Source organism: Plesiocystis pacifica SIR-1, assembly GCF_000170895.1.
Taxonomy (GTDB): Bacteria; Myxococcota_A; Polyangia; order Nannocystales; family Nannocystaceae; genus Plesiocystis; species Plesiocystis pacifica.
Genome location: NZ_ABCS01000035.1, coordinates 1 through 22678 on the forward strand (window position 1 = coordinate 1; position 22678 = coordinate 22678).

Here is a 22678-nt window from a genome sequence, read left to right on the forward strand (position 1 = left end):
GCGCCGGTCGATACACACGCTCAGTTTGGCGCGTCGGTGGTGTTGGTGATCCAGACCTCGCTGATCGCGATGCTCTCGCGGTAGCCGAGGGTCAGGGTGTGCGCGCCGGCGTCCCAGTCGGCCGTCCACGGATCCTGCTCGTACTCGCAGGGCCCGCCGTTTTGCTGGTCGCGCCAGTTGAGCTCGACCCACTCGTAGGTCGACTGCTGCGGTCCGCCGGTGCAGTCGAGCTCGAAGATGGCGTCGGGGTTGGGCTCGCCGTCGAGCTGGGCGAAGTAGGAGTCGTCTTGGCCCTGCTCCCAGCCGCGGACCCAGATGTGCCAGGTGTCGTCGCAGGGGATGTCGATGGTCCAGGTCGCGGTCGCGTCGTTGGTCTGCTGGTCCCAAGCGAGGATCTCGCCCTCGCCGAGCATGCTCGTCTCTTCGGTCCAGCCGTCGAGCTCGGCGGAGTAGAGCTCGACCTCGATGAACTCGTCGCCCATGCAAGCCCCGCCGCCGCCGCCGGTCGTGGTGGTCTCGCCCTCTTCGGTGGTGCCCTCCTCGGTGGTGCCCTCCTCGGTGGTGCCCTCCTCGGTGGTCTCGCCGGCGTCCGGATCCGCCTCGGTGCAGGTCCCGCCCTCGCACATCAGGCCCGGGTCACAGCCGCCGCCGGGGGTGCAGGGGCAGCCCTCGGCGCCCACGGGGCAGCCCTCGTCCTCGCTGCTGCTGGAGTCGGAGCTCGTCGTCTCGCCGCCGCCAGAGCTCGAGCTCTCCTCGCCGACCTCGTCGCCGACGGTGTCTCCGTCTCCAGCGGTGTCCCCGGCGGTCTCGCTGCCGCCCTCGGCCTCGGTGGTGTCGTCGCTACATCCAAGGCTCAGGCTGAGGCAGAGGACAGAAGGAATGATTGCAATTGAAGTGTGGCGCAGAAACATGATGAATACGAGCTCGTGCTGTTGCCAATCCAAGCTGGGGGGCCTGGGTGTCGATCGCGGGCGACGATACAGCAAAGCCGTACTGCGGGCGTGGCCCGTCAACACGTACTGAAAAGCGAGAGAGCCCTGCTACGCAGCCTTCCAGGCCGCGCGGCGTGCTCGCAACGCACGCAGCTCACGCACCTTGGATGCGGGTGATCAAGTCCCAGACCATCCGCGCCGTGGCGCCCCATAGCGGGGGTTTGCCAATGGCGTACTCGTGCAGGTCGTAGCGCCGGCCTTCCCACATCGCCGAGCCGCGGCTGCGGTAGACGCGGGGATCCATGAGCTCGGCCATGGACGGGGTCAGCAAGCGCGCGACCTCCGGGCTGGTCTGCTCCGGCTCCCAGGTCGTGCGCACGCGTCCCACGAAGGGAACGATCAGGTAGCCCGTCGGCGTGGGCACGGGGCTGAGCCGGCCGGCCACCTGGACGTGCTCGCGGGGCAGGCCGACCTCCTCCCACGCTTCGCGCAGCGCGGTGTCGAGGAGGTCGCGGTCTTCGTCCTCGGGCTTGCCCCCGGGGAAGGCGAGCTGGCCCGCGTGTTGGCGCAGCCGGCTCGAGCGCTCGATCAGCACCAGCTGCGGATCGTGGGCCTGCGTTCCGGCCTCGCCCTCGAGCAGCAGGCCAATGACCGCGGCGAAGCGCAGCGAGCCCGGATCGGGGAGCGACTCGTGGACGCCGTCGAGGCGTCGACCAAAGTCCGTCGGGAGCAGAGGCTCGAGCACGGAGCTCAGACGGAGAAGCTGCTTCCGCAGCCGCAGCTACCCGTGGTGTTCGGGTTCTCGAACTTGAAGCCGGCGCCCTGCAGCCCCTCGACGTAGTCGATGGTCGTGCCCATGAGGTACATGAAGCTCATCTGATCGCAGACCAGCTTGACGTTGTTGCTCTCGAACACGTTGTCGCCCTCGGCCTGCTCGTCGAAGAACAGGTCGTACTGGAAGCCAGCGCAGCCGCCACCGATGACCTTGACGCGCAGGGCGTAGCTGTCCTCGATGTCCTCGGCCTGGCGGATCTCGACGACCTTCTCCGCGGCGTTGGCCGTCATGTTGAGCGGCCCTGCCATGGTCATGCCGGCCGACGCGTCCGCCAGTGCGCTGTTGGTCTCGGTGCTGGTCTCGGTGCTGGTCTCGGACATCGTGTTTCTCTTCTCACGTGCGCGGGAGAGTCGAGCCTCGCCCTCGGGCTCCGTCGGGCTGGCCTCGATGCGCTGTTGGACGGCCCGGAATTGGTGAGAGCATGGGCCCCAGCGGCATCGGGGTCAACTAGCCAAATAGCGGAAATTCGCCCGCAGAGCCGGTCAAAACGGACCTTTGGGGAAGTCTAGGGGAGGTTGCGGATCGGGCGCGGAGTGGGCTCGATGGTTTCGCTCATGGGCTGCTTTGCGCTGTCTTCGCGCCGCTGGAGCTTGGGTTTTCGGCGGATTTATCGGTTTGACAGCGCGGACGGCGTCCGCCTAGGGTGAAGCGGCTCAGGCGTCGCGAGAGCCCGTCGGCGCCGGCAGTTCCCTGGATCTGGAGACGACTCCCCCGATGTACCGGCTACGAATTCCCGCGATTGCGCTCCTCCTGTCCGCGATGACCCTCAGCGCCTGTGGCGAGAGCCGCGAGGAGGCCATGCGCCGCCAGATGGGCTACGGCGACGACGAGGGCAACCCCGCCGACGCGGTGCCCAAGATCCCCGCCGATCCCATGCGCGACAAGCTCGCGCCCCTGCTCAACGAGCTCTACGCCGCCGACTCGCTCCCCGACGTGCGGGAGGGGGAGGTCGAGGGCGAGGGCAACTACTCGATCAGCAACCCCGGCGTCCTGGCCATCGTCGAGCTCCGCGCTGGCCTCTCGGACGGCGATCGGGCGAAAGCGATCATCGTCGGCGTGGCCGAGGCCGACGCCTTCGCCGTGCGCAACGACGCCGAGAAGTACTTCCCCGAGCAGCTCAACTCCATCAAGTACTCCTTCGGCGAGGACCAGCGCGATCTCATCCGCTCGGTCTACGCCGACCTGCGCCTGCTCGAGTTCTTCGCCTCGGAGCGCTACGACGCCGCCGTGGCCAAGCTCGACGGCGACCTGGCCGCGGCCGCCAACGAGCTCGAGGCCGACTACACCGGGCGCAAGGACGAGATCTGGGCCAAGTGGATGGGCGTCAAGATGTACGCCCGCCGCGTGGTCGCCTACGACCAGCCCTTCAAGCCCCTGCTCCGCGGCCTGCGCAAGCAGTTCGGCATGAAGGAGCCCGAGAAGATCACCTGGGAGGCCGCCCACGACGCGCCCTTCAAGGGCTGGGCGTCGCAGATCGACAAGGACGAAGAGCTGTTCAAGATGGTCAACAACGTGGCCGATCTCCAGGCGCAGACGGAGTTCCGCCTGGACACCCACGCGCGCTGGGCGATGGAGGGCTCGGACATGATCCCGGCCGCGGCCAAGGACGTGGAGATCGACGAGGAGGTCGGCTACGGCCTGCACCGCGAGGACCTCGGCGGCGGCTACCAGGAGATCACCTTCATCTTCAGCAAGAAGCTCAAGGGCAACAAGCTCAAGGAGGCCTACCTCCGCTCGCTGATCTACCGCCAGGTGTTCTCGGATTTTGCGACTCTGTCGGCCGCTGGCGGCGACTTCGAGGGCGGGCAGGTGCCCGACGAGAACGATCCCGACTACGCCTACTGCGCCTCGCGCATGGCCCTCGACGGGATGATCAACGACTTCAGCGACGACAAGCCGCTGCTCAAGGGCCTCGAGGCCCAGCAGACCGACGAGGACAAGCTCGTCACCGAGGCCGTCGAGTGCATCCTGGTGCGCATCGACGAGGGCATCAACCGCGGCTATCCCGGCGACGAAGCGCGTCCCCCGGCCCCGGCCACGCGCAACGCCTTCTTCCAGATGCTCGCGCGCTTCACGAAGGTCGACGTCAACCTCGACAACATGCGCAAAGATACGGAGAAGTCCCAGGATGTCCTCGACGCCGAGGCCTTCCTCAAGGACTTCGACGACGAGCGCAAAAAAGAGATGCGCCAGTAGCTCGGCCAGTCGCTCGGCGCAGCGCGCCGCGCACGGAAGGCCTCGTACGGTGACGTACGGGGCTTTTCTCGGTTTTCGGGGCGTATGATGTCGCCCATGCATCGTCGCTTGTTTGGCTCGCTCTCGCTCGCTCTCGTCTCCCTGTCGGCTTCGGCGTGCGGGGACTCGGGGGGCGAGGGCGACGACGAGCTGGGCATGTCGACGACCCTGGGCACGACGGAGTCGGGCATCGGTACGGAGGACTCGGGCACGAGCTCCTCGACCGGCGACGGGGAGGACAGCGAGGCGGGCTCGACCACGGACGCGGGCGAGGAGGAGGATCAGGGAGAGGACCGCGGCGAGGGTCCCAAGTTCGACCTCGGGGGGGTCCCCGACGGCGGCGCCGAGGGAGGCCCCGTGCTCCCGCCCATCCCCGAGAACTGCGCCCAGGCCCTGCTGGTCGAGAGCACCGTGGGCTGCTCCTTCCACGCCAACAAGATGCAGAACTTCATCGAGGAGCCGACCTCGCTGGTGGTCGGCAACGTCTCGGAAGATCAGACCGCCACGGTCCAGCTCTACCAGGGCGTGGGCGGCAACGAGCAGGCCGTCGGCGGCCCCGTGTCGGTGGCCCCGGGCCAGGCCCACGAGTTCGTGCTCAACAGCCCGACCCAGCCCGGGGACGTGTCCGTGCTGCGCGTGGGCGGGGCCTTTAGGGTCGAGTCGGACGTGCCCCTGGTCGCCTACCAGCACTCGCCGATCGACGCCGAGGCCCACAACGACTCCTCGATGCTGATCCCCGACGCGGCCCTCGGCCAAAACTACATCGTCGCCGCCTACGACACGAACATCGGCAGCGACTACTCCTACTTCGCCGTGGTCGGGATCCACGACGGCACCGTCGTCGAGTGGAGCACCCCCGAGGGCACGCAGGCAGGGTCGGGGGTCCCGGCGGTCAACGGCGGCGGCTCGGCCATGGTCACCGTCAACCACTTCGACATGCTGCAGGTGACCTCGGGCACCGACGTGTCCGGCACGGTGATCACCACGAGCGAGCCGGCCTGGGTCGTGGGCGCGGTGCCCTGCGTCAACGTGCCGCAGAACATCACCTTTTGCGACCACATCGAGGAGCAGATGCTGCCCCTGGACTACTGGGGTCAGGAGTACGTCGGCGCCCACGCCCCGCAGCGCGGCAGCGAGGACTACTACTGGCGGGTCTACGCTGGCGACGACGCCGTGACCATCTCCACCGATCCGCCCCAGCCCGGCACGCCGGTGACCCTCGACCAGGGCGAGTGGGTCGAGTTCTCGACCACCGAGAGCTTCATGTTCACCGGGGACGGGCCGTTCATGCCCGTGCAGTACCTCGAGGGTCAAAACGGCGGCGCGGGCACGGGCGACCCGGCCTCCTATCAGATGGTGCCGACGGAGCAGTACCTGCCCCGCTACGTGTTCGTGACCGGCACGGGCTACAACCTCAACTACGCCCAGATCATCCGGCCCATCGGCGGCGCGGACGTGTTCGTGGATGGGCAGCTGGTGACCGGTTATGAGGTCGTGGGTAACTTCGAGGTCGCGGACTTTCCGATCACCGAGGGCGCGCACCTGGCCGAGAGCGATCAGGCCTTTGGGCTCTTGCAGATCGGCTACACCAACGTGACCTCCTACGCCTACCCGGGCGGCCTGCGGCTGGCGACGATCAACCCGCAGCCCCAGGGCTAGTTTTCATCGTCGTCCTTGGGCGATCCGTTGCCCCCGAGGGAGGGTTGCGCGCACCATCGGAGCATGCGTGCGCGTCCGAGTTCGTGGTCCCTCCTGGCTTGTCTGCTGTGCGCGCCTGTGTTGACGGCGTGCCCCGGCGCGTCGGAGGACGAGGGCGGCGACGAGGCGGGCAGCGAGACCAGCGGCGAGGTGGGCGAGGACACGGACACCGAGGTCGGCGAGAGCTCGGAGTCGGGCGAGAGCGACGAGACGAGCTCGGAGGAGTCTTCGTCGGACGGGGAGTCTTCGGAGTCGACCGAGTCGGAGTCGACCGAGTCGGAGGAGTCGAGCGAAGCAGAGTCGAGCGGCACGGGCGGGAGCTCGGGCTGCGGGGCCGCGCCAAACGTGGGCTCGAGCGTGGAGGTCGGCGGCGAGGAGCGGACCTTCGTGCTCGCCCTGCCGGACAACTACGACCCCGATCAGGCCTACCCCCTCGTCTACGCCATCCACGGCCTCGGCGGCAGCGGCTCCCTGGCGTCGAACTACTTCGGCCTCGCGGGGGTCATCGGCGACGACGCGATCGTGGTCTACCCTGACGGCCTCCCGCTCCCCGAGTTCGGCAACCAGCCCGGCTGGAACCTCATGCCCCAGGGCAACGACGTGGCCTTCTTCGACGCCCTCCACGAGGCCCTCACGACGCAGCTGTGCGTCGACGAGGACCGGGTGTTCGCCACGGGCCACAGCTTCGGCGGCTACATGTCGAACTCGCTGGGCTGCTATCGAGGCGATCGCTTCGCGGCCATCGCCCCGGTCGCGGGGGGCGGGCCCTTCTTCGGCGCCTGCGACGGGCCGATGGCGGTGTGGATCACCCACGGCAGCGCCGACGATGTCGTCGAGCTGTCCGAGGGCCTGAACTCCCGAGACACCTGGGCCGAGCTCAACGGCTGCGACGACGGCTTCGGCGACGTCCCGCCCGATGGTTGCGTGTCCTACGCGGGCTGCGAGGCCGCGCTGCACTGGTGCGAGCATCCGGGGGGCCACGAGTGGCCGGCCTTCGCCCCGGCGGCGATCTGGGCCTTCTTCGAGGCCCAGGGCTGACGCCTGATCGGGGTCGGCTTCAGGCGAGGATCGCCGACAGCGGCGTGTTCGAGTAGCCCAGCGTCCCGCCGACCTCGGTCGCCTCGGGGCACACGGTCTGCAGGCAGCTCAGGAGCACGTCCGAGGTGTTCTGCGCCGAGGGCGAGCGGTAGTGGATGCCCGGGTAGGCGAGCGCGCCCCCGCCGCCCCCCGCGACGATCAGCGGCAGGTCGAAGGTGCTGTGGGCGAGGCCGGAGGCGCAGTCGCTGCTGAGCAGCAGGCAGCTGTTGTCGAGGATGTTGCCGGCCCCCTCGGGGATGTCGCGCAGGGCGACGAGCCACTCGGCGAAGCGCGCCATGGCGTAGATGGTGGTCGCGTCGATGTCCTCGTTGCGGGCCGACTCGTGGGACATCGCGTGGTGACCGGCGCTGAGCTCGAGGTCGCTGAACACGGTGCCGCCGACGGAGCCGCTGAACTGCACGCTGGCGACCCGGGTGATGTCGCAGGTGAAGGCGAGGGCGAGCAGGTCGCTCATGACCTGGTTGACCGCGATCAGCGGCTCGACCCCGTCGATGTCCGTGTTGGTCTCGCCGGGCAGGGGCGGCGTCATGCACTGCGGCGCGATGGCGTTGATCTGGGTGCGGATCTGGGCGACGGACTCGAGGTGCGCGTCGAGGCGGTGCCGGTCCTCGCTGCCCACGCGCATGCGCAGGGCCAGGGCGTCCTCGCGCACGGCGTCGAGGGCCGCGAGGCGGTGGGGCTTGGTCGGGTCGTCGGAGGGCGTGAAGCCGCCAAAGAGCTTGTCCCAGGCCTCCTGGGGGTCGGCGATCTGGGGCAGGGGCTGGTCGGGGCCCTTGTGCGACAGGTACTGCAGGGTCGGGCCCTCGCCCTTGACGATGCGCTTGGACACCTGGAGCTGGATGGAGGGCAGGAAGGTCTCGCCGCCGATCGCCGCGGCCGCGACCTGATCGATGGTCGGCCCGCCCGACTTCGACGAGTAGTTGCTCCCGCCCGCGGGCAGCTCGATGAAGGGGTAGCCCGAGAACACGGTGCAGCCGTCGTGGTGCCCGCGGCGGTGCTCGGCCGCGGCGCCCACGTCAAAGCCCGAGCACAGCGAGCAGTAGTCGAGCACCCCGGCTTCGAACAAGGGCGCGAGCTGGGGCGTGACCTCGTAGCCCACGCCGGTCGAGCTGGGCCAAAAGCGCAGCCCGCTGTTGACCTCGCCCTCGACGTTCAGGGCCACGCCGTTGCCGAACATCCAGGTCACGAGGCGGCGCGGCAGGGGCGTGCCGTTGGCCAGGGCCTCGCCGTGCTCGTCGAGCATGATGTCGAGCACGGGCAGGGCCAGGCCGACCGCGACGCCGTTGACGGCCCCGCGCAGCAGGGTCCGACGGCTCAGGGGCTTGGAGCGGATGATGGGTGCTTTGGCGGTCATTGCAGCTCTCCAACGAGACGGAAGGCGTCGCTGGCCACGAGCTCGACGAGCAGGGCCCGGAAGGCGTGGCCCTCGGCCGAGAAGGCGTCGTCGACCGTGAGCAGGGAGTCGACCTCGCCCCCGGACTCGATGTGCCCGGTCGCGTGGCGGTAGAGGTTGGCGACGCTGCAGTAGGTGAAGCGCGGGCGCTCGCGGATGACCGCGCCCAGCTGCCCCGAGCCCTCGAAGGGGTCGCCGTCGAGGTCGCTGAGCGCGTCGATGGGCTCGCCGTTGTCGAGCTCGCGGTAGCGCCCGACCCCGTCGAAGTTCTCCAGCCCCAGGCCCGGCGGGTCCATGATCGAGTGGCAGCCCGCGCACTCGGGCTCTTGCTGGTGCAGCGCCAGGCGCTCGCGCATGGTCTTGGCCTCCTCGGTCGAGGGCAGATCCGTGACCACGCCCGGCGGCGGCGGCGGGATGGTGAAGCACAGCAGGCGCTCTTGGACGAACTTGCCGCGGATGGTCGGGGAGGTGCTGTCGACGTGGGACAGGCTCGACATCAGCCCGGCGTGGCCGAGGATGCCCCCGCGCTTTTGGCCCTCGGGCAAGGCGACGCGCTGGAAGCCCGCGGGGCCGGGGTAGGCGACGCCGTAGTGGTCGGCGAGGGCCTCGTCGACGAAGGTGTAGTCCGCGTCGAGGATGTCGCGGAAGTCCCGACCCTCCTCCCAGATGACCTCGCTGACCAGGGCCAGGGTCTCGCCGCGCATCGACTCGGCGAGCGCCGGCGACCAGCCCGGGTAGGTGCCCCCGTCCTTGGCGACGGCCTCGAGGTGGTCGATGTGCAGCAGCTCGGCGAAGTAGCCCTCGAGGGCGGCCTGGCTGCGCGGGTGGTCCATGAGCGCGAGGGCCCAGGCTCGGACCCCGGCCTCGTCGTCGAGCTCGCCCGCCTCCGCGGCCGCGAGCAGCTCGCGGCTCGGGGTGCTGTCGGTCAAGAAGAAGGCCATGCGCGTGGCCAGCTCGTGGGGCTGGAGCGCGCGCCGCTCGACGCCCGCTGCCCCCAGGTCGGCCACGGGCTCGCCGCGCTCGACCTGGTAGACGAAGTAGGGCGACTGCAGCATGCCCGCGACGACGAACTCGAGGCCCGTCTCGAAGTCGCCGAGGTCGACGGCCGCCTCCACGCCCACGGCGACCCAGCGCGCGAGCTCGGCGTCGTCGAGGGGGCGCCGCCAGGCGAGGTAGCCGAAGTCCGCGACGAACTCGGTCATGCAATTGGCGTCGGCGAGGTCAGCGGGCTCGCAGCTGTAGAAGTCGCCGAGGGTGTCGGCGGCGCGAGCAGCAGCGGCGGCGGCCCGGGCCGAAGACTCGAAGCGGTCGATGTCGTCGTCGCTGAGCGCGAGCTGAGCGGCACCCACGGCGACGAAGCCGTTGAGCGCGACGTCCGTGCGCGGGTCGACGGCCTCGCCCGCGGCCGGGCCGAGCAGGTCCGTGACCGCGTTGACGTATTGCCGGCCCAAGAGCACGCGCAGGCGCGGCTCCGCGTAGGGCCCGAGCTCTTCCTCGCCTCCGTCCGCGCCCGAGTCGGCCGCGGAGTCGTCGCTGCCCCCGTCCGCCTGGGCGTCGTCTTCGACGAAGTCGATGCCCACGTAACAAGCCGAACAGAGCACCGCCCCCGACACCAGCGTGGCCCTCGATATTCGTACCATCGAGGTTCACGCTTTCACATCGTGGGGCATTAAACAATCACATTAATCGTAGCATTCGTTCGCGGATCGAGCCTTACACAATGGTCTGTTCGAGCATCGGCCCAAGGTCACGAAACGACCGTCACGGGCGAATGGCACGGAGGGCTGGCACCCGGGCCCTTGCGCAGGGGCGTCGCTCTGCCCTTGGCTGACGAATGTTAATGAGTGGTCGGCGCTGAAATGGATGACTTTGAAATGCGGCCCCATTCCCGGCATCTCCCCAGCGGTCTAACCATTATGGCGGCGAAGGGCAGCGTCGCAATCCATGCATGGCCTTCGCTGCAAGCCTTCAATCGCGGCCGAAGGCCATCGCCAGCAGGGGGATCGCCATCTCGGCCGAGGCCAGCCCGCCATGGTGGCCGCGCTTGTGTTGCTGGCCCTCGCCCTCGCCCCACCAGCCGATCATCTCGCCCGCGTCGCCGCGGTGCGCAGGCAAGACGGCGATCTCGCCGAGGCGCTCGAGCAGGCGCGGGCTCGGCCGCGGGCCGAACACGCCGCGCGCGACGAGCTCGCTCGTGCGCAGGACCTCGGCGCGGCCGTCGAGGGCGGCCTGGAGCGCGCCCAGGGCCTCGTCGACGCGGTGCTCTTCGACGTAGAGGAAGAGATCGCGGGGGCTCCCGCCGGGACGCAGCGGTCGGCCGCGTCCGTCCCGGCGCATCCACTCCCGGCACTGGGGCAGGAGCTGGTCGAGGTAGATCGTGCGCTCGGGGTCGACGCGCAGCTGGCCGTGGTCGGCGGTGACGAGCACGAGGGTCCGCGCCTTTGAGCGGGCCAGGGCGGGGAGCAGCTCCGACTCGAGCGCGCTGGCGATGTGGCCGAGCACCTCGGTGTGCTCGGGCGAGCCCGGCCCGTGGCGATGCCCCGCGCCGTCGAGGTCGTCGAGGTAGAGGCAGGCGTAGTCGGGGCTCGGGTCTTTGCTCGAGCGCGTCGCCTCGGCGAGGCGCCGGGCGACCTCGGGCACGTCGGCGTAGCCGACCCGTCGCGCCCCCCGGCACACGCTGCGCGAAAAGGGCGAGTCGACGTAGCGGTCGCGCTGGAGGCACGCCGAGCTGCGCCCGTGCTCGGCCAAGAGCGTGTAGAAGGTCCGCGCCGGGAACAGCGGGTTGGGCTCGGGGGCCGCCGCGAGCGGGGCGGTCTCGCTGCCCTCGACGCTCGCGTAGACCAGCGGCAGGAACAGGCGCTCGAGCTGGGGCTCGTAGTAGACCCACTCGAACACGCCGCTGCGCTCCACGGGCTCGCCGGTGTGCAGCGTGGTCACGTGGGCGGCGGTGGTCGAGGGGAACTGGGCGCTCAGCTGGGAGCACACGCCGCGCTCGACGAAGCGGCGGAAGAAGGGGAGGGCAGCCCCGGCGGCCTCGAAGCTGGTCCAGCCCAGGCCGTCGACCAGCAGGGTGATCACGCGATCGTAGCGTCGCGGCAGGGGGCCGAGCGCGGCCTCGGGCAAGGTCGGCGCGAGCTCGAGCTCGAGGCCCAAGCTCGCGCCCACGAGGCTCGGGATCCCGGCGAAGTTGTAGGGGGTCCGGCGCGGGTGGACCCGGTCGTCGCGGCCTCGGGCGGCCGCGAAGGCGCGCAGCGAATCTTCGTTGATCATAGTGGCGTTGCTCCCTTCGAGCGGCCATGGGAAGGTGCTCGGGGGCATCCCGAGGTGCAAGGACACGATTTCGGACATGGGCCCGGACACGGCGTGGGCTGGGGGGCGCTGGTGCAGGCCCACGTCGCGGAATTTGGCGGCTACGCGGCGCTGGCGGACGAGCTGGTCCATCGCCTGTCGGCGGTCCCCGACGCCCCGCGGGATCGCCAGACCGTCGAGAAGGGCCTGCGTCGCCTGGCCGGGCGGGGCTCGAAGGCGGGCGGCCAGTACGGCCGCTGGGTCCTGCGCCACCTGGGCGTGCCGACGGATCTGCGCCGCTGGCTCGCGTGGCTCGGGCAGTACCACAGCCGCTTCGCCGACTTGCCCACGGGCCTGCGCATCGAGCAGCTGCGGCTGTGGGATCGGCCGCCCATCTCGGAGTCCGCCGAGCTCGCCTGGGTCCACGTGGGCCTGGCCTCGGCGTGGCTGCGTTTGCGGGATCGGGAGCGCTGCGAGGCGCAGCTCGAGCGGGCCGAGGCCCTCGCGTTGCGGGCGGGGCTCGCCGCCGAGCTCGAGGTGGGCCTGCTCCGGGCGCGCCTGCTCGCCGACGCCGAGGCGGGCTACGGGCCCGCGCTCGCGGCCCTCGACGCGGCCGACTCGCGCCTGAGCGGGGGCGCGCTCGAGACCGAGGAGCGAGCCTGCTACCGGGCGCGCATCGAGGGCCAGCGGATCTACCTGCGGCTGCGCCCGCGCGCGCCGGGTGCCGAGCCCGAGCTCGACGCGGCGCGGGCGAGCGCGGCGGCGATCCCCGAGGGCACGGGCCTGCCCTTCGTCGAGTTTCGCCGCGCCGAGTGCATGGCTGAGTGCGCCCGCGTTGGCGGGGAGCTCGAGCGCGCCCGCGCGCTGGCCCGAGAAGCGGCCGAGCACGCCGCCGACGGAGGCTACGTCCGCTTTCGAATCATGGCCCTCGAGTGCTTGGCCAAGGCCTGGCCGCCGGGCTCCGAGGAGCGCGCGCGAGCGCGGGCCCACGCCCAGCGCCTCGCCCGGGCCCTCGCCGACGAGGACCTGCTCCGGCGGACGAGCCCTCGATCTTCGGGGTAGGGTCGCCGCCGTGAAGCCTCCCTTCGATGAGCCGCGCCTGCGCGAGGCCGCCCTGAACCCGCCGCGGACCCTCGCGTCGATCCCCGAGTGCGCGTCGCTGGCCGGGATCGGCGGGCAGATTCGGTCGCGCCCCGAGGACTTTCGCGTCCACGAGCTCCCGGCCTATCCCGCCGACGGCGGCGGCGAAGGCGAGGCCAGCCACTGCTTCGTCGAGCTGACCAAGCGCGAGCTGACGACGGAGGAGGCGGTGCAGATCCTCGCTCGGGCCGTGGGCGTGCCGGCGGCGGAGATCGGCGTCGCCGGCCTCAAGGATCGCAACGCCGTGACCACCCAGCGGGTCAGCGTGCCGGCCCGGGCCGCGCCGGCGCTGAGCCGGGTGCGCCACCCCAAGCTCAGCCTCGGCGAGGTCGAGCCCCACTCGCACAAGCTCCGCCGCGGGCACCTTCGCGCCAACCGCTTCACCCTCGTCATCCGCGAGCTCGGCGAGGGTCCTGCGCTGGACGCAGCGCGCGAGCGCGCGGCGCTGTTCGTCGAGCACCTCGCCCGGGTCGGCGTCCGCAACACCTACGGGGCGCAGCGCTTTGGCAAGGACGGGGCCAACCTCGGGCCGGGCCTGGCCCGGCTGCGTGCGCGACGCAGCCGAGGGCGCGCTCGGCCGGGCAAGCGCGACACCTTTTTGGCGAGCGTGGGGCAGTCCGCCCTGTTCAACCTCTACCTCGTCGAGCGGGCGCGACGCGGCCTCGAAGATCGGGTCCTGCGCGGGGACATCCTGCAAAAGCGGGCCACCGGCGGGCTGTTCGAGTGCAGCGAGCCCGAGCTCGATCAGGCCCGACTCGACGCGGGGGAGCTGGTCCTCACGGGTCCGATGTTTGGCTCCAAGATGCGCGCGCCCGAGGCTGGCTCGCCCGCCGGCGCGCTCGAAGCCGAGATCCTCTCGATCGCCGGCATCAGCCCCAAGGACCTCGCGGCCCTCGGCAAGCGCGTGCCCGGGACCCGACGTCGCGCACGCGTGTGGCCCGAGGGCTTCGCGCTCGACCTGTCACCTGCTGTCGATGGCTTCCAAGCGGGCCTGGAGCTGCGTTTTTGCCTGCCTCCAGGGAGCTACGCGACCACCGTGCTCCGAGAGTTCACCGGCTGAGGACCGCGCGAGCCCGCATCTCGCGCCGTGGTTAAGGTTCGTCCAGTGGTCGGTGTGTTCAACAAAAAAAGGACCGCTAGATCGGCCAGAACGTCAAAAAGCACCTTGAACCCTGGTTCATGGTCTTGTTCTCGGCTACGTTGCGCCCGGTCGAGACAGTCGCCACGGCGTAGCTGTCTCAGGCCCGAGATTCGAGATGAACCTTCAAGAAGCCTTCCTCCAACTCGCGCTGTTGGGCGCCAACTGGGTGCTCTGGATCTTGGTCGCCCTGAGCGTGGGCAGCGTGGCCATCGTCATCGAGCGCTTGATGTTCTTCAGCAGCATCAGCAAAAAGGACGCCGGCTTGATGAAGGGCGTGGCAGACAAGCTCGCCAACGACGACATCGAGGGGACCGCGAAGCTGGTCGAGAACCAGCCCTCGCCCGGCGCCCGCATGCTCGGCGCTGCCCTCGAGGTGGCCGACCGGGGCGCGCCCTCGGCCAAGGCGGTGCTCGAGGGCAACCGAGCCTCCGAGAAGCTCCGCCTCGAGCGCAACCTGGGCTTCCTGGGTACCGTCGGCAGCAACGCCCCCTTCATCGGACTGTTCGGCACCGTGCTCGAGATTCTGCGCGTGTTCAACAAGCTCGGCGAGTCGGGCGTGACCACGGGCGACGAGGCCAGCGAGATCATGACCGGCATCTCCGAGGCCCTCGTGGCCACGGCCATCGGTCTGCTCGTCGCGATCCCGGCGGTCATCGCCTACAACGCCTTCCAGCGCCGCGTGAAGCGGCAGCTCGCCGAGGCCGACGGCCTCACGGGCATGGCCCTGGCCCAGCTCAGCGCCCTCGACCGCGACCGCGGCGACGAAGGGGACGAGGACTGATGGCGTCCGGCGGACTCGACGACGACGGCGAGATCACGGGGATCAACATCACCCCGATGGTCGACATCATCCTCGTGCTGCTGGTGATCTTCATGGTCACCACCACGACCATCAACGAGATCGAGGGCATGGAGGTCGACAAGCCCGACGCCGCGTCGGGCAAGAACGTCGACGACATGCCGCTGAGCATCATCTTGATGTGCCGCGGCGAGGACGAGTTCGCCATCGACGGGACCCCCGTCGAGGGCGCCTCGCAGCAGATCGTCGACGACAAGATCGCCAAGGCGATCAAGGCGCGCGTCGCTCAAAACGCCGACTTGCAGGGCATCGTGCAGTGCGACACGGAGGCCCAGGTCGGCGCGATGGTCCACCTCATCGACCTGCTGCGAGAGAACGGCGTGAGCAAGTACGCGATCGCCACCGAGCAGCCCAAGCGCGGCGAAGGTTGAGGCGAACATGGGCGCGGTGCAGCTGTTGTCGATGATCCAGGCCCCCTCGCTGTGGGTCTGGGAGATCACCATCAACGGCATCTCCTTGCCCATGTACGTGCTCGCGGGGGCCGTCGTGGTCCTCAGCGCGCTGTTCTACGCGACCTCGCGGGAAGAGGTCGGCCACGGCATCGCGGCGATCCTCGGGGGCATCGGGGCCCACGCCCTGTTCATCGCCGGGGCGATGGTCCTGCCCTACTTCATCGACTTCGAGCCCGCCACGCAGGAGCTCATCGAGTTCGAGGTCGCCGAGGTCCAAGAGCCGGAGCCCGAGCCTGAGCCTGAACCCGAGCCGGAGCCCGAGCCCGAGCCCGAGCCGGAGCCTGAACCCGAGCCTGAGCCTGAGCCCGAGCCGCAGATCAAGCCCAAGGAGCCCCCGCCCAAGGCTCCGCCCAAGCAGGCCCCGGAGCCTCAGTCGGAAGAGCCCCCGCCGCCCATGCGCTTCGACGCGTCCAACCTCGCCATGGACGGGGGCAGCAGCGGCGTGGTCGTGCAGCAGGGCACCGGCGGGGTCCCCGGGGGCACGGGCCGCCCGGACAGCAAGGGCACGGGCAAGAAGCCGGCGGGCGACCCCAAGGGCGAGCCCGAGGGCAAGGCGGCCAAGTGGGAGCCGCGCAGCGAGCTGTTCATCAAGACCATGCCCCTGCCCACCAAGGTGCCCAAGATCGAGTGCCCCGCCACGGCCGAGCTCGGGGTGCAGGGCGACGTGATCCTCAAGGTTCAGATCCAGCGCGACGGCAAGGTCCGCAAGGTCACGGTGGTCAAGGGCATCGGTCAGGGCTGCGACGCGGTCGCCAAGAAGGCCCTCAAGAAGGCCCGCTTCAAGCCGGCCATCGCCACCAACGGCAAGGCCGTCGACTTCGAGCTGCGCTACGAGTACGCCTTCCGCGTCAAGGACTGACTCGCTCCCGTGACCCTGCTTCGCTCTGCATGCGGCCTGCTCCCGGCCGTGGTGATCGCGTCCGCTCTCTCCCTGGGCTCGAGCCCGGCGTTGGCGGCTCCGCCCGCTGAGGAGGGCGCGGAGCAGCCTGCCCCGGACCTGATCCCGCCCAAGGCCCTCGGCCCCGTCGAGTTCGTCTACCCCGCCGAGCTGCTCGAGCTCGAGTCCCCGCCCGAGGGTCGCATCGTGCTCGAGTACGTCGTCGGCACCGACGGCGTCCCCTTCGAGATCACCGTGCTCGAGAGCCCCGACCCGGCCCTCGACCCCCACGCGATCGAGACCGTCAGCAAGCTGCGTTTCACGCCCGGCACCTACAAGGGCCAGGTCGTCGAGATCAAGCTGACCCTGGCCTTCGACGTGGCCGCGCCCATCCCCGAGCCGCCGCCCGAGGAGGACCCCGAGGGCGCCGAGGGGGACCCCGAGGGCGTCGAGGCGGGGGAGGGCGAAGGCGAAGAGGTCAGCGAGGCCGACGCGGGCCCGGTGCGCATCCTCGGCAAGATCCGCGAGGCCGGCGATCGCAACCCCATCGAGGGCGCGACCGTGCTCGCCGTGCCGGCCGGCGACCTGCCCGTGGGCGAGGTCAAGGGCACGCGCTACGAGGACCCCAGCGGCCCCGCGCCCGAGTGGACGGTTCAGACCCTGACGGCCTCCGACGGCACCTTCAGCCTGCGCGGCGTGCCCGACGGGAAGGTCCGGCTGATCGTGCTTGGTTCGGGCTACGAGCGCAGCGATCGCGTGCTGATGCTCGAGCCCGACAAGCAGATCGAGATCAACATCTGGCCGCGGCGGACCGCCTCGAACCCCTACCGCACCGAGGTCACGACCGAGCGCGAGGCCATGCCCGAGGTCGTCGAGCGCAGCCTCAAGGTCGAGGAGATCACCAAGATCCCCGGGACCCAGGGCGACGCCCTCAAGGCCGTGCTCAACTTCCCGGGCGTCGCGCGGGCGCCCTTCAACACCGGCACCCTGGCGATCCGCGGCGCGGCCCCGGAGGACTCCGCGGTCTTCTTTGGCTACCACGAGATCCCGATCCTGTTTCACTTCGGCGGCCTGCGCTCGGTGTTCGCCTCGGAGATCCTCGCGCAGATCGACTTCATCCCCGGCAACTTCGACAGCCGCTACGGCGACGCCATCGGCGGCGTGGTCAACGTCCAGCCCAAGGCCGGGCGCAAGGACGGCTACCACGGCTACATCGACGTCAACGCCTTCGACAGCGGCTTCTTGGCCGAGGGCCCGCTGACCAAAAAGGGCAAGGGCAGCTTCGCGATCGCCGGCCGGCGCAGCTACATCGACTTCCTGCTCCCGCGCGTGCTGCCCCAGGACGCGGGCATCAACTTCACCGTCGCGCCGCGCTACTGGGACTACCAGGCCTTCGTCGACGTGCCCGTGTCCGGCGGCGACCTGAGCATCCGGGCCTTCGGCAGCAACGACCAGAGCAAGCTGGTGTTCTCCGGCGCCAACGAGGACGAGGAGGACGTCGACGCGGCGCGCAGCGGCATCGAGACCGGGCAGTATTTCTCTCGCCTCGACGCCGTCTACCGCAAGCGCGTGGGCCCGTGGGAGTTCCTGGTCACGCCCGCGTTTCGCTTCAGCACCACGGAGCTGGACATCTTCGACGTGCTCAAGCTCGACGTCGACAGCTACGACTACACCGGCCGGGCCGAGATCAGCCGCCAGCTGAGCAAGCGCATGCGCCTGCGCGTGGGCACCAACGTGGTCGCCACGCAGTTCATCGTCGACGTGACCTCGCCGGTGACCTCCGGCGGCGGCGGCGGTCCGCCGGCGGGCGGCGGCGGCGGTGGCGGCCAGGGGGTCGACGCGTCGACGGCGGTGACCCGCCGCGTCGACGGCATCTTGTTCCGCGGCGGCTTCTACTCCACGCTGACCATCGCGGCCACGGACAAGTTCGTGCTCTACCCCGGCGTGCGCCTCGAGTACTACGCCGAGCCGACCAACCGCATGACCGTCGATCCGCGCTTGCGCGGGGTGTTCAAGCTGACGGACTCGACGGCCTTCAAGGGCGCGGTCGGCCTCTACTCTCAAGGCATCCAGCAGCCCGTGCAGCTCGACTTGGTGTTCGGCAACCCGCGCCTGGGCCCGCAGCGCTCGGCCCACGCCAGCTTGGGCATCGCCCAGGACCTGCCCTGGGACTCCTTCATCGAGCTCACCGGCTTCTACAAGAACCTCTGGGATCTGGTCTCCCCCTCGGGCGAGATCGTGACCAAGATCGACGGCTCGGTCGGGCCCGAGACCTTCGCCAACACGGGCACCGGCGAGATCTACGGCGCCGAGCTGCTGCTGCGCAAAGACCTGACCGACAACTTCTTCGGCTGGGTGTCCTACACCCTCTCGCGCAGCGTCCGGCGCGACGCCCCGGGGGAGGCCCAGCGGCTGTTCGACTTCGACCAGACCCACATCCTCACGCTCATCGCCAGCTACCGCTTCGCCCGGGGCTGGCAGTTTGGCGCGCGCTTTCGGCTGGTCTCGGGCAACCCGACCACGGACATCACCGACGGCATCTACGACGCCCAGCTCGCCGACTACATCGCCGTCGACGGGCCGATCAACGGCGGCCGCCTGCCCGCGTTCCATCAGCTCGACCTGCGCCTCGACAAGACCTGGACCCTGCCGGTGCTCGAGATTACGGGCTACATCGACGTCCAGAACGTCTACAACCGCCAGAACATCGAGGCCTTCAACTACGCCTACGATTTCCAGACCTTTTCGACCATCAACTCCTTGCCTATCATTCCAAGCATCGGCTTCCGGGTGGAGCTGTGACGCCATGACCGCCGCCTTCCCACGCCTGTCAGCTCTGTCCCTGCTCGCCCCCAAGCTCGCGGTGGGTTGCGGCGCGGCGTTGACCGTTGCGATGACGACGGGCTGCGCCATGGAGCTGCCCGACCCGCGGCTGATCATCAAGCACCGCGTGCTCGCGATCCGCACCGAGGTCACGGGCGCTTTGTTGCCCGAGGATCCGGAGCTCGCCGACCGGCCCAAGGCCGAGGCCCTGCCCTTCGAGACCGTCACCCTCGATCCTTTCATCGTCAACGCCGACGGGCCCGTCGACCCCGAGAGCCTCGACCTGGTGTGGATCGCCTGTCAGCTGACCCCGGGCCAGGGCCTGTTCGCGTGCTTGCAAGACGCGATGCCCTTGAAGCTGGAGGACATCCCGGCCTGCGAGTCCCCGGGTTTTGCCGACATCGACTTCTCCGACTTCGAGAACCTGCCCGAGGTCGACAGCCCCTGCGTCATCGGGCGCGAGGGCACGCCCGAGTACGACGTCCCGATCTCGGCCAGCGTGTTCATCAGCGGCAGCATCGAGCTGACCATGATCGGCGGCGTGCCCGACGGCACCGACACCGACACCTGCGCCCGGGAGCTGCTCCGCGGCGAGTTCGACCTGCCCAACGACTGCCTGTTCGCGGTCCAGCGCCTCAACGTCGGCCCCCTCGAGCAGCTCGCCCTGCTCGCCGAGATGTTCGGCGCCGAGATCCCCGGCCTCGAGGCCCCGGATCCCGAGGACGTCCCCGAGGCCGATCGCCACCCGCGGATCTCCGAGATCCGCGTCGGCTCCGTCAACGACGAGGGCGAGCAGGTCGGCAACGCCCAGACCATCGTCTCCGGCGACACCGTCAGCTTCCCCCTGGGCGCCACCTTGCAGGTCGAGGTCGACTCCCCCGAGGAGGACCTCCAGACCTTCCTGATCCCCGTCAACAACGGCGAGAGCTTCGAAGAGCGGAGCGAGGGCTACGCCGGGGACTGGTTCCTGACCTGGGGGCTGCTGCTCGCCGGGACCAGCGACGACCCGTCCAGCTACAACCAGTGGACCCTCGAGCAGGGCAGCCAGGACGAGGACGAGCGTCCGCCGAACGACCGGGCGCGGATGTACTACGTGGTCCGAGACGGTCGGCAGGGCGTGAACTGGTTTTGGTTCGAGGTCGAGGTGACGGACCCCTGAGCGCGCTCGGGGTCCTGGACAAAATCCCCCCACTCGAGGTCGGGTTGTGGCACCGTGAGAGGTGTACGCTCCCGGCGAGAGCCCCTTCCACGCCCGCGGCGCCACCTATTTGGGGATCGGCGCCTACGCGAAGGAGCGGGTTCCGGGCGGGATGGAGGCCGTCGCGGCGGCGCTGCCCGAGGGCGCGCACCGGGCCTTCGTGACGCAGAGCTTCAAGCCCAAGGAGTGGTACGGCGCGCTCCCGCTGCGGCCGATCACCGAGATCCTCGCCAAGCTCGAGGGCCAAGCCTGGGAGCGCTCGGTGTCCGCCCACGCCGAGCAGCTCGCCCACGCCGACGTCGGCCTGTTCGGCCGCATGCGCCTGCGCTCGCGTCGCTCCGAGCGAGTCGTCGAGCGCCTGGTCCAGGTCGCCTTCGAGAACTTCGACTTTGGCGAGGCCGAGATCCTCGAGCAGGGGGCGAGCGACGCGAAGATCGTGTTCCACGGCGTGCCTCAGCCCCTCGGCTCGTGGTTCCTGGCCATGAGCCGGGGCTACGCCAGCGCCCTGCTCTCGGGCTCGGGCGCGAGCGAGCCCGAGGTCGAGGGCCGGATGATCCCCAAGGGCGCGCGCGAGGGCGTGGCCCTCGTCGACGTCAGCTTCCGCGTGTCCTGGAAGTGAAGCGCAGCGCGCCTCAGCGTGGTGGGGCGATCCACTCGACGCACCACAGCGTGGTGCCCTGGAGGTGGAACAAGGTCGAGAGGCTGCGCTCGACGGCGCCGAGCCAGGCCTGGGCCCCGGGCGCGTCCCCGAGCCCGAGGGCGAGCTCGTCGAGCATGAGCTGGGCGCTCATGGGCAGGCGGGTTCCGGCGCTCGCCTGGGCCATGCCCGCCGCGCCGCCGAAGGAGCCGAGCAGGTCCTTGAGGGTGGGCTCGCCCGGGTAGACCTCGTAGCCCGGCTCGCCCTCGACCTCGCCGAGCTCGGCGGCCTTGGCCAGGGCGACCTCGATGCCCCCGAGCTCGTCGACGAGGCCGCGCTCTTTGGCGTCGGCGCCCGTCCACACCCGGCCCTGGGCGATGGCGTGCACGCCGTCCCGGTCCATGCTGCGGCCGGCGGCGACCCGAGACAGGAAGACCTCGTAGGTCTCCTCCATGGTCGCGTAGATGGCCGCGCGCTCTTCCTCGGTCCACGTGTCCATGGGCGACCACAGGTTGGCCCGGGCGCCCTTTTTGACGGTGAAGGTCTCCACGCCCCAGCGCGACAGGGCCTCGCCCATGGCGAGCTTGCCCCCGACCACGCCGATCGAGCCCGTGATGGTGTTGGGCTCGGCGACGATGTGGTTGGCCCCCGCCGAGATGTAGTAGCCGCCCGAGGCCGCGACCCCGGCCATGGACACGACCACGGGCTTGTTGGCCTTGAGGCGCTCGACGGCGTGCCAGATCTGCTCCGAGGCCAGGGCGCTGCCGCCTCCGGAGTCGACGCGCAGGACCACGGCGGCCACGGCATCGTCGGCGGCGATGCGGTCGAGCACGGGCACGAGCTGGCCCGAGGCGATCTCGCTGGTGGCCCCGAGGGCGCCCTGGCCCTTGCCGTCGATGATGTTGCCGACGGCGTAGACGATGGCGACGTGGGGCTCGGTGGGCCGCTTGGGCGGGGCCAGGCCGATGAAGCGCTGGAGGGCCATGGGGTCGTCGAGCATGTCCGAGGCCTCGGCGCCGACGCTGGCCTTCTTCCAGCCCAGGGGCGTCTCGAGCCCGGCGTCGGTGCCCGCGGCGTCCGTGGCGTCGGCGAGGTAGCGCTCCCACACGTCGACGCGGTCGATGAGCCCGGCCTGCTTGGCCTTCTCGGTCGTGTACAGGGCCTCGTCGATCCACGCGGAGACCTCCTCGGGGCTGCGCTTTCGCCCGCTGGCGATGCCCTCGACCATGGTCCCGTGGGCTTTGTCGATGACCGCCTCGAGGGTCTCGATCATCTCGGGCGAGGGGGCGTCGCGGGTCAGGGGCTCGGCGGCGCCCTTGAACGCGCCGACGTGGAGGAAGTCGGGCTGCACGCCCAGCTTGTCGAGCAGGCCCTTGAGGTGGATCGGGGTGGCGATCGGCCCGGGGATGGCCACGGTGCCCACGGGCGCCATGGACAGCTCGTCGCAGGCGCTGAGCAGGTAATAGCTCGCGTTGTCGAGGGTCTCGGCGTGGCAGTAGATCGAGCGCTCGGTGGCCTTGAACTCGAGCAGGCCCGCGCGCAGCTCCTCGGCCCGGGCCATGTCCATGCCCAGGTTGCCCACGCGCAGGATCAGCCCGCGGACCTCGTCCTCGGCCGCGAGCTCGTCGAGCTCGTCGAGCAAGGCGCGGGTCTGCAGGGTGCTGCCGCCTCCGCCGAGGACCATGGCCAGCGGATCGACGCCCTCGACCTCGGCGACGCTGCCTTTGAGGGTCAGCACGCGCAGGTGCGGCTCGTCGGCGTCGAAGCCGTCGGACTGCTTGGGCGGGTCGTAGGGTCCGGGCTCGCTGAGCTTCTTGCCGAGCAAGGCGGCGAAGGGGTTGTTGGCCATCCCGGCGAAGGGGTTGGCGACCGCGTCGTCCTCGTCCTCGCGCGCGGTGTCGTCCCCGCCCTCGCTGTGGCTGGCCTCCTCGGCGGGCTCGCCTTCGCCCTCGCTTGGTTTGTCGCACGCCAACGGCGCGGTGAGGCAGAGCGTGAGGGCAGCGAGGGACAGGGCGGTGGGGATGCGGAGTCGGGGGTTCTCAGCCATGGGTGTCCTCATGGAGGCGTGATGG

Annotated in this window: 18 protein-coding genes; 11 read left to right on the top strand and 7 right to left on the bottom strand. The window is 70.2% G+C overall.

Annotated features, from left to right (window positions below):
- Positions 1-20: 20 nt before the first annotated feature.
- The 3 genes from PPSIR1_RS18775 to erpA all read right to left on the bottom strand — a co-directional run bounded on the left by PPSIR1_RS18775 (position 21) and on the right by erpA (position 2087).
- Positions 21-911: a hypothetical protein gene (locus tag PPSIR1_RS18775; protein ID WP_157595705.1), complete on the bottom strand. Its 891-nt coding sequence runs from the start codon at positions 909-911 to the stop codon at positions 21-23.
- A gap of 175 nt (positions 912-1086) precedes the next feature.
- Complete coding sequence (locus PPSIR1_RS18780) at positions 1087-1677, bottom strand: NUDIX hydrolase (RefSeq protein WP_006972700.1); 591 nt, start codon at positions 1675-1677, stop codon at positions 1087-1089.
- A gap of 5 nt (positions 1678-1682) precedes the next feature.
- The gene (erpA, locus tag PPSIR1_RS18785; protein WP_006972701.1) at positions 1683-2087 is read right to left on the bottom strand and encodes an iron-sulfur cluster insertion protein ErpA; all 405 of its coding nucleotides are present in this window, start codon (positions 2085-2087) and stop codon (positions 1683-1685) included.
- Between the two features lie 439 nt (positions 2088-2526).
- On the opposite strand from erpA, the gene PPSIR1_RS18790 reads away from it, so the two are divergent.
- The 3 genes from PPSIR1_RS18790 (at position 2527) to PPSIR1_RS18800 (ending at position 6738) form a co-directional block, all read left to right on the top strand.
- Positions 2527-3963, top strand: a complete 1437-nt coding sequence (locus PPSIR1_RS18790; protein ID WP_006972702.1) for a hypothetical protein — start codon at positions 2527-2529, stop codon at positions 3961-3963.
- Between the two features lie 96 nt (positions 3964-4059).
- On the top strand, positions 4060-5661 hold the full coding sequence (locus PPSIR1_RS18795) for an IgGFc-binding protein (protein WP_086001486.1): 1602 nt from the start codon (positions 4060-4062) through the stop codon (positions 5659-5661).
- Positions 5662-5724: 63 nt separating this feature from the next.
- A complete protein-coding gene (locus PPSIR1_RS18800; protein ID WP_086001471.1) occupies positions 5725-6738 on the top strand; it encodes a CE1 family esterase in 1014 nt (337 codons plus the stop codon).
- Between the two features lie 19 nt (positions 6739-6757).
- On the opposite strand, the gene PPSIR1_RS18805 is transcribed toward PPSIR1_RS18800, so the two are convergent.
- The 3 genes from PPSIR1_RS18805 to PPSIR1_RS18815 form a co-directional block, all read right to left on the bottom strand.
- A complete protein-coding gene (locus PPSIR1_RS18805) occupies positions 6758-8152 on the bottom strand; it encodes a DUF1552 domain-containing protein (protein WP_006972705.1) in 1395 nt (464 codons plus the stop codon).
- Positions 8149-9771, bottom strand: coding sequence for a DUF1592 domain-containing protein (locus tag PPSIR1_RS18810; protein ID WP_006972706.1), 1623 nt, complete (start codon positions 9769-9771; stop codon positions 8149-8151). Before PPSIR1_RS18810 ends, PPSIR1_RS18805 begins: the two co-directional genes overlap by 4 nt.
- A gap of 388 nt (positions 9772-10159) precedes the next feature.
- Positions 10160-11461, bottom strand: coding sequence for an alkaline phosphatase family protein (locus tag PPSIR1_RS18815; RefSeq protein ID WP_045116298.1), 1302 nt, complete (start codon positions 11459-11461; stop codon positions 10160-10162).
- Between the two features lie 111 nt (positions 11462-11572).
- Between PPSIR1_RS18815 and PPSIR1_RS49410 the strand changes: the two genes are divergently transcribed.
- The 8 genes from PPSIR1_RS49410 (at position 11573) to PPSIR1_RS18855 (ending at position 20588) form a co-directional block, all read left to right on the top strand.
- Positions 11573-12541: a hypothetical protein gene (locus tag PPSIR1_RS49410; RefSeq protein ID WP_198154546.1), complete on the top strand. Its 969-nt coding sequence runs from the start codon at positions 11573-11575 to the stop codon at positions 12539-12541.
- 10 nt (positions 12542-12551) lie between these two features.
- Positions 12552-13679, top strand: coding sequence for a tRNA pseudouridine(13) synthase TruD (truD, locus tag PPSIR1_RS18825; protein WP_006972709.1), 1128 nt, complete (start codon positions 12552-12554; stop codon positions 13677-13679).
- A gap of 196 nt (positions 13680-13875) precedes the next feature.
- Entirely contained in the window at positions 13876-14541 is a 666-nt protein-coding gene (locus tag PPSIR1_RS18830; protein ID WP_006972710.1) for a MotA/TolQ/ExbB proton channel family protein, read from the top strand.
- Positions 14541-14990, top strand: a complete 450-nt coding sequence (locus tag PPSIR1_RS18835) for an ExbD/TolR family protein (RefSeq protein WP_006972711.1) — start codon at positions 14541-14543, stop codon at positions 14988-14990. Before PPSIR1_RS18830 ends, PPSIR1_RS18835 begins: the two co-directional genes overlap by 1 nt.
- A 7-nt stretch (positions 14991-14997) precedes the next feature.
- Positions 14998-15930, top strand: coding sequence for a TonB family protein (locus tag PPSIR1_RS49415; RefSeq protein WP_006972712.1), 933 nt, complete (start codon positions 14998-15000; stop codon positions 15928-15930).
- Positions 15931-15939: 9 nt separating this feature from the next.
- Positions 15940-18750 carry a TonB family protein gene (locus PPSIR1_RS18845; RefSeq protein ID WP_157595707.1) on the top strand — a complete coding sequence of 937 codons (2811 nt, stop codon included), beginning with the start codon at positions 15940-15942 and terminating at the stop codon, positions 18748-18750.
- Positions 18751-18754: 4 nt separating this feature from the next.
- Positions 18755-19930, top strand: coding sequence for a hypothetical protein (locus PPSIR1_RS18850; protein ID WP_157595708.1), 1176 nt, complete (start codon positions 18755-18757; stop codon positions 19928-19930).
- A gap of 61 nt (positions 19931-19991) precedes the next feature.
- On the top strand, positions 19992-20588 hold the full coding sequence (locus tag PPSIR1_RS18855) for a hypothetical protein (RefSeq protein WP_006972715.1): 597 nt from the start codon (positions 19992-19994) through the stop codon (positions 20586-20588).
- Between the two features lie 13 nt (positions 20589-20601).
- Here the strand turns inward: PPSIR1_RS18855 and sppA are convergent, their stop codons facing one another.
- Positions 20602-22653, bottom strand: coding sequence for a signal peptide peptidase SppA (sppA, locus tag PPSIR1_RS18860; protein WP_006972716.1), 2052 nt, complete (start codon positions 22651-22653; stop codon positions 20602-20604).
- Positions 22654-22678: the final 25 nt, after the last annotated feature.